The organism is Novosphingobium sp. RL4 (assembly GCF_035658495.1).
In the GTDB taxonomy this organism is placed as follows: Bacteria; Pseudomonadota; Alphaproteobacteria; order Sphingomonadales; family Sphingomonadaceae; genus Novosphingobium.
The window spans coordinates 1331832-1343766 of sequence record NZ_CP141945.1; the positions used below are offsets into that span (position 1 = coordinate 1331832).

The following is an 11935-nucleotide window of genomic DNA, read 5'->3' on the forward strand; positions in this document are numbered from 1 at the left end:
CGCATCCCCGGCCGACCGGCGCGGCCGCCGATCGGCGCAGCCCTGCGGCGTTTTCGCGTCAGATCGTGACGAGCGCCGTCACGCGGTGCGAAAAAGGATGATGCGGCGTTGCGCCGCGGCTGACCTGCGAGAACATGCCGTTACCCAGAGCGGAAAGCTTCGCTTCGACCAATGGAAGGTCCTCGCCCCGCTTTACATCGAGGTGAACCATAAGTTTTCCCTTGAAATCGAGCGATATATCATCGGCTTCGACCATGGCTTCACTTAACTTGGCGAGAATTGCACTGAGTTGATCGGTTAAAGGCGTTCTGGACGCGGCGGTCCGTGCGTTAGTGGAATCGATCGAATAAACCGTTGCGTCTTTGGGCATTCGTGTCCCCGTGCTGATTACTGCCAAAACGGATCATATCACTTCAGCGCCCATAAAGAACGCTGTACCGTGTGTTTCGTTGCACATTTTTGCGGAAATCCGCCGGTGCGGCATGGGATCGTCAGTAAACGCCTCTTGTGCCGGGCGCGCGGCATCTACTCCGAAGCGGCGGGAAGGGTGAGGATGACGAGCAGGCCTGGGCCGTCCTGCCGGTCCTCCAGCCGGATCGATCCGCCGGCAAGGTTCATCGCCTTCACCGCGATCGACAAGCCAAGGCCGCTGCCGGGAAATGCCGAAGAGCCGCGCTCGAAGCGGCGGAGCAGGCGTTCGCGCTCCGCCGCTGGAACGCCGTCGCCCCGGTCCCCCACGGTCACCACCAGCCGATCCGCGCCGCGCACGATCGCAATGTCGATGTGGCCACCATCGCGGGCATGGCGCACGCCATTGTCGATCACGGCGGACAGCGCGATCTGGAGCGATGCCGCATCACACCGCCAGCGGACGATGTGATCGGGCGTGACCGTGAATTCCATCGCATCGGCGGGCAGGTGCAGCAGGGTTTCCGCCACGACATCGGCCACCAGCGCATGGACATCGACCGAGCGGCTTGAAACTGCCGTGGCATTGAGCCGGGCGAGCGTGAGCATCCCGTCTATCAGGTCGTTCGCCCGGTCCACGACGCCCAGCAGCCGTCCCGTATCGTCCCGCAGTTCGGCGGGCGCGGTCTTGCGCAGGATCTGCGCCTGCGCGCGGATCGCCGCGAGCGGGGTGCGCAGTTCGTGGGCAACGTCGTCGGTGAAGGCCTGCTCCAGTTCGTAAGCCTGATCGAGCCGCGAGAAGAGCTTGTTGAGCGCTATGATCAGCGGCCCGAGATCGCGCGACCAGTCATCCGGCACCAGCGGCGTGAGATCGGCGAGCGAGCGCGCATTGAGTGTGGAAGCCAGCCGTTCCACTTCAGAAAGGCTCTTGCGAAGGGTCCACCAGAGAACCACCATGCCCGCGCCGATCAGCAGGATCAGCGGCAGCGCCAGCTTGCGCAGGACCGGCACCATCGAGAATTCGCGCATGGCGTCCCGTTCTGCCACGACGACGAGCAGGCGAGGGTCGCGGCCGGGCAGGCCATAGCTGCGCCAGCGATCACCGACCGCGGTGAAATCGTGGAGCCCCGCGGCTCGGGGAACCTGGCTGACCGGCGCTCCCCAGCCGGACTGGGCAACCGGCCTGCCATCCCAGAACACGGCGAACATGCACCAGTCGTAGGATGCGTGGAACGCCTTGCGCTCTTCGGGCGAGAGCAGCGGATCGTCGTCCGCCAGCCCCGTTCCCCGGGCGGCCAGCACGCCTGCTGTCAATTCGTCCTGCATCATCATGTAGAGCAGGCGGGAGGCGTTCACGAGCTGGGCGTCGGATGCGCGGCCGATCTCCCGGTTGGCCACGGTGTAGATTACGGTGCCCATCCCCAGTCCGGTCAGCGCCAGTAGCAGGAGCACGCGGCGATAGAGCCGGGTGGAGAGCGAGGGCCGCTTCACGTCTCCTGCCCCCCCACCATGTAGCCGAGGCCGCGCGCCGTCCGGATGAAATCGCGCCCGAACTTGCGCCGCAGGGAGGAGATGGCGACTTCGACCGTGTTGGATTCGACCCAGTGATCCTGGTCGTAAAGCTCGCCCTCGAGATCGGCCTTGGACACGAAACGCCGGCTGCGCCGCATGAGCAGGGCCAGCACACGGTATTCCTTGGCGGTCAGCGCCACGTCCTCTCCTGCCAGCGAGGCAACGTGTCCGGCGAAATCCAGCGTGACGTCGCCGATGCTCACGCTGTTATCCTGCCGGCGGTCCTTGCGGCGAAGCTGCGAACGGATGCGCGCGGCGAGTTCCTCGAGGTCCACCGGCTTCACCACGTAGTCGTCCGCTCCGGCATCGAGCCCGGCGACGCGGTGCTGGGTGCGGTCGAACGCGGTGATGATGATGACGGGGGCAGTATTGCGGGCGGAGCGAAGCTGCCGGAGCACTTCGAGGCCGGACATTTGCGGCAGCCCGATGTCGAGCAGGATCACGTCGTAGGGGCTGACGCTGGCGGCGGCGAGAACCTCGTCGCCGCGCATGAAGTGATCGACCACGTATCCGTCGAGTTCGAGAGCGCGCTTCATCGCGGCGCCGAGATCGAGATCGTCTTCCGCAACCAGCAGGCGGGGCAAGGCACGGCTCCCAGCGAGATTGAACGCCCGGCAACGGGACCGGCAAGGCTTGAGCCTTGGCTCGCGAAACGCCGGACTACGCCAGCTTCCAGCCGCCCGTCAAACCGCGAGAGATCTTTTTTGCGCCATCAGCTTCGCATCAGCTTCGCGGCCTAGGGGCGCTGATCGACCTGAACGCAGGCGCCGTTTCCGGAAGCGAAAACGCTGCGGACGGCGACAGGAACGGCTAACGAAAACATGACGATACACAAGTCCCCGCGAGAGATCGCGTCCTATTCCTCCCTCGAATCCGCTTTCGGGAGTGTGCCGGTGCGAAGCCGGGGCGCTCTGGCGCCCTGCGTGGCCCTTATCGGCTGCGACGGTTCGGGCAAGTCCACGCTTGCGCGCGATCTCGTTGCGCTGCTGGACCGGCAGTCTCCCACGCGGTCGATGTATCTCGGGCTCGGCACGGGCGATCTGGGGCGCCGGATCGGCGAACTCCCGTTGATCGGCCGGCTTGCCGAACGGTTTCTCACAGGTAAGGCAAAGAAGGCGCACGAAGGGCCGGACAAGCGCCTGCCCGGGCTTGCCACGGCGCTGGCCATGTTCGGCTTTTCGCTGGCGCGGGGCCGCCGGTTCCGCAAGGTGCTCGACTACCGCCGGGGCGGCGTCCAGGTCATTACCGACCGCTATCCGCAGGCGGAAGTTCCCGGCAGCTTCGATGGCCCTGGGCTTTCGTGGAAACGCAGGGGTTCGGCTGTGGTGGAACGTCTCGCCGCGCGGGAACGGGCGCTTTACGACGACATGGCCTCCTATCGGCCGACCGTGGTGATCCGCCTCAACGTCGATGTCGATACTGCCCTTGCGCGCAAGTCCGATCACCAGCGCGACATGCTGGAGAAGAAGCTGGCCGTCGTACCCACGCTGCGTTTCGGCGGCGCGCAGATCGTCGATGTCGATGCGACCCGCCCCTATCACGAAGTGCTGGAAACCGTTCTCGCCGTGTTGCGGCGGTACGGGCTGCACAGCTGATCCTTTGCCGACGATCTTTCATTCAGGCCTTACGATGAACAAGACAACTCTACCGCCCCTCATCGCCGTTATCGGTTGCGATGGTTCCGGCAAGTCGACCGTGACCGAAGCACTGCGCGCCTGGCTGGAGGAGCGGCAACCGGTGCAGATCTGCCATCTCGGCAAGCAGTCCGGCAATATCGGCCGCCGGATCGCGCGCCTGCCGCTGCTGGGCGGTAAGCTCGACAAGTCGATCCATGCCAAGGCGCGGAAAGCCCAGACCGACAAGGGCCCCGGGCTGCTGGCGGCACTGGTGATCTATGCGTTCTCGATGCGGCGCGTGCGCCGTTTCCGCCGGATGATGCGGCTGCGCCGGGAAGGCAATGCCATCATCGCCGACCGTTTTCCGCAATTGGGCGTGCCCGGGCCGATGGACGGGCTGGGACTTGCCAGTGCCGGCCGGTCTGGTCTCGTGGGCTTGCTCGCCCGCTCGGAGCGCCGCCGCTACGAGGCGATGGTGGTGAACCGCCCCGACCTCGTGATCCGTCTCAACGTCTCGCTCGACGTGGCGGTGGCGCGCAAGCCGGACCACCGGCTGTCCTCGCTCGCCCGCAAGATCGCGGACGTGCCGCTCCTGACGTTCGAGGGCGCTCCCATCGTCGAGATCGATGCGGAGCAGCCCCTTGCCGAGGTGCTCATGCTTGCCAAGGCCGCCATCGAGGAGCGCCTTGACCGGAACGAGGCGCCTTCCTCATCGCCGTTGCAGGAGCGCGCGGCGTGATCAGGACCCTGCCCATGAAGCAATGGTTTGCCGATGGGGTGTTCCGCACCATCGTCCGCAATGCCTCTTACCTCGGTTCCAGCAAGCTGGTGGCCGCATTGCTCGGCCTCGTTGCGCTGGCCTGCGCCGGGCGCGGCATGAGCCCGGCGCTGTTCGGCACGCTGGTGCTGATCCATTCCTATGCCAATGGCGTAGGCGCGCTGGTGAAGTTCCAGACCTGGCAGTTCATCGTGCGCTACGGCGCCCCGGCGCTGGGCCGGGGCGACGTGGACGAACTGCGCGACGTGACCGGCTTCGCATTCGGGCTCGACCTTGCCAGCGGGCTTGTCGGTCTTGCGGGCGGGCTGGTCCTGCTGCCGTTCCTTGCCGCATGGTTCGGCATCGGCGCCGACGATGTCGGGCTCGCGATGCTTTACTGTACGCTGATCCCGACGATGACGGCGGCGACGCCCACGGGCATCCTGCGCGTGCTGGACCGGTTCGACCAGATCGCCGTGCAGCAACTGGCGACCCCGCTGCTGCGTGCGGTCGGCGGTGCGATCTCCTATTTCGGGCACTTCGGCTTCGCCGGCTTCGTGCTCACCTGGTACATCGCCGATCTCGCAGGCGACCTCTGCCTGTGGTTCATGGCAGTGCAGGAACTGCGTCGGAAGGGCATTCGCGGTGCGCTGCGTCCCGGCCTGTTCGGTCCCGGCCGCCGCCTTGCCGGGGCCTGGGACTTCGTGTGGACGACGAACTTCGCCCACTCGATCTGGGCGGCGTGGGGTCCGGTGAGCAATCTCATCGTCGGTGCCATGCTCGGCCCGACGAGCGCGGGCCTGTTCAAGATTGCGGCGACCTTCTTCGATTCCGCCAGCAAGCCGGCCGACCTGCTGTCCCGCAGCTTCTATCCCGAGATCATGCGTCTTGATCCGACCAGCCGCCATCCGTGGCAGCTGGCGATACGCAGCGCGACCATATCCGGCGCGATCGGTTTCCTGATCCTGCTGGTGGTGATCCTTGGCGGCGAGCCGGTGATCGGGCTGGTTTTCGGCAAGCGCTATGTCGAGGCTTACGACCTGCTCCAGCTTATGACCATTTCGCTGATCGTGACGATGGCCAGTTTCCCGCTCGAATCCCTGCTCTACATGGCCGGGCGCCAGCGGTCTTCGCTGGTGGCGGAGGGCAGTGCGGCGCTGGGCTATGCGGTGCTTCTTTTCGCGCTGATCCACATGTTCGGCATTACCGGGGCGGGCCTGGCCTATGTCGCCGGGGTATGCCTCAAGGCGCTGTTCATGCTGATACCCACGCTCTGGGCCTACCGGGAGCGGCACCGCCTTTCGCATATCATGGCGCAGGGCGCGCAGGCATGACGGTGCGGTCCATCAGGAGCCGGGCGACGAACCGGGAAGAGGTGTTTACGCCCGAAACGCTGGAGGCGCTGTTCGAGGCGGTCGAGATGGACGATGTGGTCGATCCCGTCGTCAGCCTGCCCGATCCGATCCCGGTGGATTGCACGGAAGCGGAAATGCGGCGCTGCCTCTCGCTCTGCGTGGAATTCTGGCGCGCGGGGACCGATCGCGGTGCCATGCGCGATCTTGCCGGAACGCTCGTGCTGACGGGCGACCTGCCGCAGGATGCCCGCGTTCGCTACAAGCATATCCGCGCGCGCTACAAGCAATTGCGTTTCGCGCTGGTGCTTTACGGCCGAAGGCACAAGGCGCCGCTGCTGTTCCGCTCCACCGTGGCGGTGATGGGCCACTTGCAGGATTCCTTCCGCAACCGCAGGCGCCTTGCCGTGCTGGGCTACGGCATGGCCTTGCGCCTGATGATGGCTCGGCCCGTGTGGATGGCGGTGCTTTGGGAACTGCGGCGCGTGCGGCTTGACGATGCGGACGGGTTCCTTGCCTTCCGCCGCAGGGAGTTCGCGCGGCTGGACCGGGCCCTGGCGGGCGGTCCGGTAACGGGGCACGCCTTCCACGTCATGCGCAAGATCGTCAGCCGGCAGGTCTCCTACTACGATACGCGCCGGACGCTGGAACCGGAGGAGAACCTCTACCGCATGTCCCGCTTCCTGAGCGCGATCAACGGGCTGATGGGCAGCATGCACGACGATCTCGTCGAACAGGCGGGTGCCGGGCATCGGGACTATCACCGGGATCGTTTCCCGCTGCCCGAGGATATCGGCCGCCGGCTTGAGGCACTGACGGCGGCCTGCCTGGGCGAAAGCCCGACCGGCGCCGTCATTGCGGCGCGGGGCATGCCTTCGCTGGAGCCGGCGGAATGACCGGAGCCTTGCTCCGCGCCGCATAACGCCGGGCAAGGGTGGCGCAGACGAAGAGCTGCGCCTGGTGGAACAGCATCAGCGGCAGCACGATCATGCCCACCGCGTGCCCGGGGAACAGGATGGTGGCCATGGGAATTCCGCCCGCCATGCTCTTTTTCGACCCGCAGAAGACGATGGCGATCTCATCCTCCACCGGGAAGGAAAGCGCGCGGCTGGCGAGCGTGGTCAGCGCGATGACCAGCGCGAGCACGGCGATGTCGATGGCGAGTATCGCTGCAAGGCCGGGGACCGAAAGCTGGCTCCAGATTCCCGCGACCATCCCGGCGCTGAACGCGGCGTAGACCACGACCAGAACCGAGCCCCGGTCCACCACTGCCGTCAGCCTGGGATGGCGTTGCAGCCAGCCGGCGATCCATGGCCGGATCGCCTGCCCGGCCAGGAACGGCAGCAGGATCTGGAGTGCGATGTCCTCCAGCGCCTTGGGTGAGAACCCACCGGTAGCGGCAGGCAGGACGCGGGCGACAAGGAGCGGGGTGATCACCACGCCGAGCAGGTTCGAAACTGACGCGCTGCACAGCGCGGCAGGGACGTTGCCCCTGGCGATCGAGGTGAAGGCGATGGAGGACTGCACCGTCGAGGGCAGCAGGCAAAGGAACAGCAGCCCGGTGACGACATCGTTCGGCAGATGGCCCCGTGCGATCAGGCCGACCCCGAGGCCGATCAGCGGAAACAGGATGAACGTGCTGGCGAAGACAAGGGCCTGCAACCGCCAGTTGGCCATGCCGGACCAGATCGCCTGCGGCGCAAGGCGGGCACCGTAAAGCAGGAAGAGCAGCGCCACGGCGCCGGTCACGCCCTTGTCGACCAGACCCGCCGCGCTGCCCCGCGCCGGCAGCAGGGCGGCCAGCGCAACGGTGGTAATCAGCAGCAGGAGGAACCGGTCGACAGGCAGCCGGGAGAGCGCCTTGCGGATCGTGGTCATGGGCGTGTCTTTCCGTAGGAATCGAAGTGCCCGGTCGAACTAGGGACGGCCTGTTAAATTCACAATTCCGATAGAATGGATAACAGTCATCATATATCATGATGACTATGGACCTGATCCCCGTGGACTTGCTGGAAACTTTCGTGGCCGTTGCCGAACTCGGCAGCTTCACGGGTGCTGCCCGGATGCTGGGGATCAGGCAGTCCACCGTCAGCCAGCATGTGCAGCGCCTTGAACAGCGGGCGGGCCGGCGGTGCATCGATCGCACCACGCACCGGGTCATGCTGACGCCGGAAGGCGAAGTGCTGCTCGCCCATGCCCGCGCGATCCTCGATGGGCACCGGCGGCTGCAGAACCACCTTTCCGCCGCACCGCTGAGGGGCCGCCTTCGCCTTGGCGCATCGGAGGACTTCGTCCTTTCGGCGCTGCCCGATGTGCTGGCCGCCTTCGCGCGCCGCCATCCCGATGTCGATCTCGAACTGCGCGCGGGCCTGAGCGACGATCTCTACGACGCTTTCGACGCGGGCCAGTTGGACCTGATCTTCGTCAAGCGGAGGCAGGGCGATCGGCGGGGCACTTCGGTATGGCAGGAGCCGATCGTCTGGGTGGGCCATCCCGAATTCCCTCTGGTTCAGGACGCGCCGCTGCCGCTCCTGCTCTATCCGCCACCCAGCGTAACCCGCGCGCTGGCGCTGGACGTGCTGGAGCGGTCGGGGCGAAGCTGGCGGGTGGCCTTCACCAGCGCCAGCCTCACCGGACTGAGCGCGGCGGCGCGCGCGGGTATCGGCCTGATGCCGCATTCCGGCAGGCTGATGCCGCCGGGCCTGTCCATCCTCGCGCCGCGCGAGCGCCTTCCCGTGCTTCCCCTGATCGAGTTCGTGGTGATCGGACCGGGCGGGACCAACCCGGCGATAGACGCCCTTTGCGCAACGATCCTGCATTGGGGCGGTAGCGCGGGGCGGGTATAGCGGCGGGAAAGACGCGGCGTTTCGAAAAGGCTTTCGGACACAGGGGGGTGGACGCGGCGGCTTCGGGGCTGTCTATAGGGACCCATGCAGCAGCAAGCACTTGTCTTCGCGCTGATCGGCATTCTCGGTATCGGCGCGCAATGGATCGCGTGGCGTACCGGCTGGCCGGCCATCGCCCTCATGCTCGCCGCCGGTGTCCTTGCGGGTCCCGTCACCGGCCTTGTCGTTCCCGAACATACATTTGGCGATCTGCTGGAACCGATGGTTTCCGTCGCCGTGGCGCTGATCCTTTTCGAAGGCGGCCTCAGTCTCAATTTCCGCGAACTCAGGAAGACCGAGGGCGCGGTGACGCGTCTCATGGTCATAGGCATCCCGGTCGGCTGGGTCCTCGGGACGCTGGCGTGCTATTACGTGGCCGGGCTGGTCTGGCCGGTGGCGATCCTGTTCGCGGGCATTCTCGTGGTCACTGGCCCCACCGTGGTCATCCCCTTGCTCCGCCAGAGCAACGTGGCGCCGCGTCCCCGCGCGATCCTCAAGTGGGAAGCTATCGTCAACGATCCGTTCGGCGCGCTGTGCGCCGTCATAACCTACGAATATCTGCGCCGGGTGGACGAGGGGGGAACCCTGCTTTCGGTCCTTGCCGCGCTGCTGGCCGCGGCGGTCGTCGCCGGGCTGATCGGCTATGCCGTTGCCCGCGCGATCGCCTGGGCCTTCCCGCGCGGCCATGTGCCCGAGTACCTGAAGGCCCCGGTCCTGCTGGTGGCGGTGATCGGCACGTTCGTCCTCTCCAACCTGATCCAGCAGGAAACCGGCCTGCTCGCGGTGACGGTGATGGGCGTGGCGATAGCGAACATGCGGCTCGACAGCCTGCGCGACATTCATCCGTTCAAGGAAAACGTCACCGTTCTCCTCATTTCCGGCGTTTTCGTGCTGCTTTCGGCCTCGCTCGATTTCAGTGTGCTGCGCCAGTTCGAGTGGCGCTTCATCGCCTACCTGCTGGCGCTGCTGTTCCTGGTTCGCCCGGCGACCGTGCTGCTCAGCCTGTCTTTCAGCAAGATCCCCTGGAACGAGCGCCTGCTGGTGGCGTGGATCGCGCCCCGCGGCGTGGTGGCGGTTGCGATGTCCGGCCTCTTTGCCCTCCGGCTGGACCAACTCGGCTACGGCGACGGCAGCATTCTGGTGACGCTGTCGTTCTCCGTGGTGGTCGCGACGATCGTGGCGCATGGTTTCAGCATCCGTTTCGTGGCGCGCTGGCTCAAGGTCACGGGTGCGACCAAGAAGGGGCTGTTGGTGGTCGGCAGCACGCCGTGGAGCCTGTCGCTGGCGGACCAGCTTCGCCAGCTCGACGTGCCGGTCATGATCGCGGATACGAGCTGGCAGCGGCTTTCGGCGGCGCGACAGGCCGGGATATCCACCTATCACGGCGAGATCCTGGCGGAATCGACCGAGGAGCGGCTCGATCTGGCCCAGTTCCAGGTTCTCGTCGCCACGACCGACAGCGAAGCCTACAACGCGCTCGTCTGCAGTGAGTTCGCGCCCGATATCGGCCGCGATTCCGTCTACCAGCTTGGCGGCATGGGGGATGACGAGGACCACCGCAGCCTTCCCGAGGCGCTGCGTGGGCGCGCCATGTTCGCCTCCGGCCTCGGCGTTGCCGAGATCGCGGAACGCGAGCGTCTGGGCTGGACCTTCCGCAAGACCCGGATCAGCGAGCAGTTCGATTTCGCCGATGCCCAGGCTGCACTGCCGGACGAGGCGGACATGCTGTTCCTCCTGCGAAAGGACGGCAAGATCCGCTTTTTCACTCATGCATCGCGTCCCACTCCCCAGCCCGGTGACACGATCATTTCCTACGGCCCGTCCCGTCACGGGGATCCGGAAGGGCCGCGTGAAAGCACTCAAGACAAGGAGGCGGTCGCATGAATATCGCGCCCAAGTATCCGGTCCTCCCCTCTCTCCTGCCGGCGCTGCTGCTCACATCGCTTTCCGCGTGCGGGCAGGGCGAAGGCACACCGGGAGCAAGCGGGACGGATGAAGCCGGTCCTGCCCTCATCTCCGAATCCACCGCCAGCGAGGCCGTCGTGCAGGCGGCCGACGAGGCGAAGAAATCGATCATCCGCGACGATGTGGCGGTCGGCCCCACCGAGGCGCCCCCGCTGGAAGCGGTGCATCTTGTCGTGCCGTTCCCGGCAAAGGGCGCGAAGCCGGACGATGCCGGGCGCGCGCTCATCGATGGGCTGCTCGCCACGCCGACCTTCCAGGCCGGCGGGCCTGTCACTCTCTGGGGGCACAGCGATTCGCGCGGCTCCGACGCCGAGAACCTGGCGGCATCGCGCCGCCGCGCGGAAGCGGTGCGCGATTACCTTGCGGGCAAGGGTGTCGATCGCAAGCGGATCATGGTGATCGCGATGGGCGAAGCGCGGCCGATCGCGCCCAATCGCAAGCTGGACGGGAGCGATGATCCCGAAGGGCGGAACCGGAACCGCCGCGTGGAGATCGAGGTTCGCCCGCCGGAGCCGCCCAAGGAGCAGGGCGCGGATGGCCCGCAGCCGGAGGCAGGTTCAGCGCAGCCCTTCTAGCCACTGCGCGATCATGCCCTGACCGGCGGCCACGGCCTTCGGGCCAAGGCTGTCATGCGCGGCGCGGAGCGAGGCTTCGTCTCCTCCCGCCTCGATCACCGATTCCGGCCATTGCTCGATCCAGGCGTCGAAACGCGGGTCCATGCCCATCTCGGCATGGAACTGGAGCGCAAGGATGTTCGGGCCGCGCCGAAACGCCTGATGGTCGTAGAGGTGGCTCGAGGCCAGCAGTTCGACGTTGTCCGGCAGCGAGAAGGTGTCCCCGTGCCAGTGCAGCACGGGCACGCCGGCGATATGGCGCAGCGGGCTGTCAGGCACGTGTTCGTGAACCGTCACGCTATGGAAGCCCACTTCCTTGTGCGGCCCGGCATAGACATCCGCGCCCATGGCCGCCGCGATCATCTGGGCGCCGAAACAGACCCCCAGGGTCGGCCGCCCGGCTTCCAGTCGCAACGCCAGACGGCGCATCTGGCAGGCGATCCAGGGGTGGGTGTCCTGTTCGTAGACGCCCATGGGGCCGCCCATCATGATGAGCAGGTCGGGCTCGCGCAGGTCGAGCGAGGAGAAGGCCGGATCGGTCACGTCGATGCGATCGACGTCGTAGCCGGCGGCCTCGATCGGCTGCCGGTAGCCGGCCACGCCTTCATAGGGAACGTGCCGGATGATGAGGGCGGTCTTCGTCGTCACGGCGCGCTTTCGTATGGGTTCCGGCATTGGCGCCTGCCGCACCGGCCTTGCGGCCCGGCGACATGCGCATGTCATTTTCCAGAGCAGTAGATGCTCGCGCGATTCCCGTCGAGTGCCG

The 11935-nt window shown here is 66.4% G+C and carries 13 protein-coding genes; 8 read left to right on the forward strand and 5 right to left on the reverse strand.

From position 1 onward, the window contains the following. Positions 1 to 58: 58 nt before the first annotated feature. The 3 genes from U9J33_RS22840 to U9J33_RS22850 form a co-directional block, all read right to left on the reverse strand. Entirely contained in the window at positions 59 to 370 is a 312-nt protein-coding gene (locus U9J33_RS22840) for a hypothetical protein (protein ID WP_324699262.1), read from the reverse strand. Positions 371 to 525: 155 nt separating this feature from the next. Further along, positions 526 to 1899, reverse strand: coding sequence for a HAMP domain-containing sensor histidine kinase (locus U9J33_RS22845; RefSeq protein ID WP_324699263.1), 1374 nt, complete (start codon positions 1897 to 1899; stop codon positions 526 to 528). Beyond that, positions 1896 to 2564: a response regulator transcription factor gene (locus U9J33_RS22850; protein ID WP_054437353.1), complete on the reverse strand. Its 669-nt coding sequence runs from the start codon at positions 2562 to 2564 to the stop codon at positions 1896 to 1898. The genes U9J33_RS22845 and U9J33_RS22850 overlap by 4 nt, the downstream gene beginning before the upstream one ends. Before the next feature lie 56 nt (positions 2565 to 2620). Here U9J33_RS22850 and U9J33_RS22855 point away from each other — a divergent pair, with 56 nt between their 5' ends. The 5 genes from U9J33_RS22855 to U9J33_RS22875 are packed head-to-tail and all read left to right on the forward strand — an operon-like array spanning position 2621 to position 6601. Next, positions 2621 to 2794: a hypothetical protein gene (locus tag U9J33_RS22855; protein WP_165913286.1), complete on the forward strand. Its 174-nt coding sequence runs from the start codon at positions 2621 to 2623 to the stop codon at positions 2792 to 2794. 7 nt (positions 2795 to 2801) lie between these two features. After that, positions 2802 to 3575, forward strand: a complete 774-nt coding sequence (locus U9J33_RS22860) for a hypothetical protein (protein WP_324699264.1) — start codon at positions 2802 to 2804, stop codon at positions 3573 to 3575. 34 nt (positions 3576 to 3609) lie between these two features. After that, positions 3610 to 4335, forward strand: coding sequence for a nucleoside triphosphate hydrolase (locus U9J33_RS22865; protein ID WP_324699265.1), 726 nt, complete (start codon positions 3610 to 3612; stop codon positions 4333 to 4335). Positions 4336 to 4349: 14 nt separating this feature from the next. Next, the gene (locus tag U9J33_RS22870) at positions 4350 to 5687 is read left to right on the forward strand and encodes a lipopolysaccharide biosynthesis protein (protein ID WP_186000084.1); all 1338 of its coding nucleotides are present in this window, start codon (positions 4350 to 4352) and stop codon (positions 5685 to 5687) included. After that, complete coding sequence (locus tag U9J33_RS22875) at positions 5684 to 6601, forward strand: hypothetical protein (RefSeq protein WP_324699266.1); 918 nt, start codon at positions 5684 to 5686, stop codon at positions 6599 to 6601. The genes U9J33_RS22870 and U9J33_RS22875 overlap by 4 nt, the downstream gene beginning before the upstream one ends. On the opposite strand, the gene U9J33_RS22880 is transcribed toward U9J33_RS22875, so the two are convergent. Then, positions 6558 to 7583, reverse strand: a complete 1026-nt coding sequence (locus tag U9J33_RS22880; RefSeq protein WP_324699267.1) for a bile acid:sodium symporter family protein — start codon at positions 7581 to 7583, stop codon at positions 6558 to 6560. The genes U9J33_RS22875 and U9J33_RS22880 overlap by 44 nt on opposite strands. Before the next feature lie 107 nt (positions 7584 to 7690). Between U9J33_RS22880 and U9J33_RS22885 the strand changes: the two genes are divergently transcribed. From U9J33_RS22885 to U9J33_RS22895, 3 genes are all read left to right on the forward strand, one after another. Further along, positions 7691 to 8551, forward strand: a complete 861-nt coding sequence (locus U9J33_RS22885) for a LysR family transcriptional regulator (protein WP_324699973.1) — start codon at positions 7691 to 7693, stop codon at positions 8549 to 8551. 84 nt (positions 8552 to 8635) lie between these two features. Further along, the gene (locus U9J33_RS22890; RefSeq protein WP_132469517.1) at positions 8636 to 10474 is read left to right on the forward strand and encodes a cation:proton antiporter; all 1839 of its coding nucleotides are present in this window, start codon (positions 8636 to 8638) and stop codon (positions 10472 to 10474) included. Continuing rightward, positions 10471 to 11130 carry an OmpA family protein gene (locus tag U9J33_RS22895; RefSeq protein WP_324699268.1) on the forward strand — a complete coding sequence of 220 codons (660 nt, stop codon included), beginning with the start codon at positions 10471 to 10473 and terminating at the stop codon, positions 11128 to 11130. The genes U9J33_RS22890 and U9J33_RS22895 overlap by 4 nt, the downstream gene beginning before the upstream one ends. On the opposite strand, the gene U9J33_RS22900 is transcribed toward U9J33_RS22895, so the two are convergent. Next, positions 11113 to 11817 (reverse strand): glutamine amidotransferase, encoded by a 705-nt coding sequence (locus tag U9J33_RS22900; protein ID WP_292636528.1) that lies wholly within the window; start codon positions 11815 to 11817, stop codon positions 11113 to 11115. The two genes, U9J33_RS22895 and U9J33_RS22900, sit on opposite strands and share 18 nt — an antisense overlap. Between the last annotated feature and the right edge of the window lie 118 nt (positions 11818 to 11935).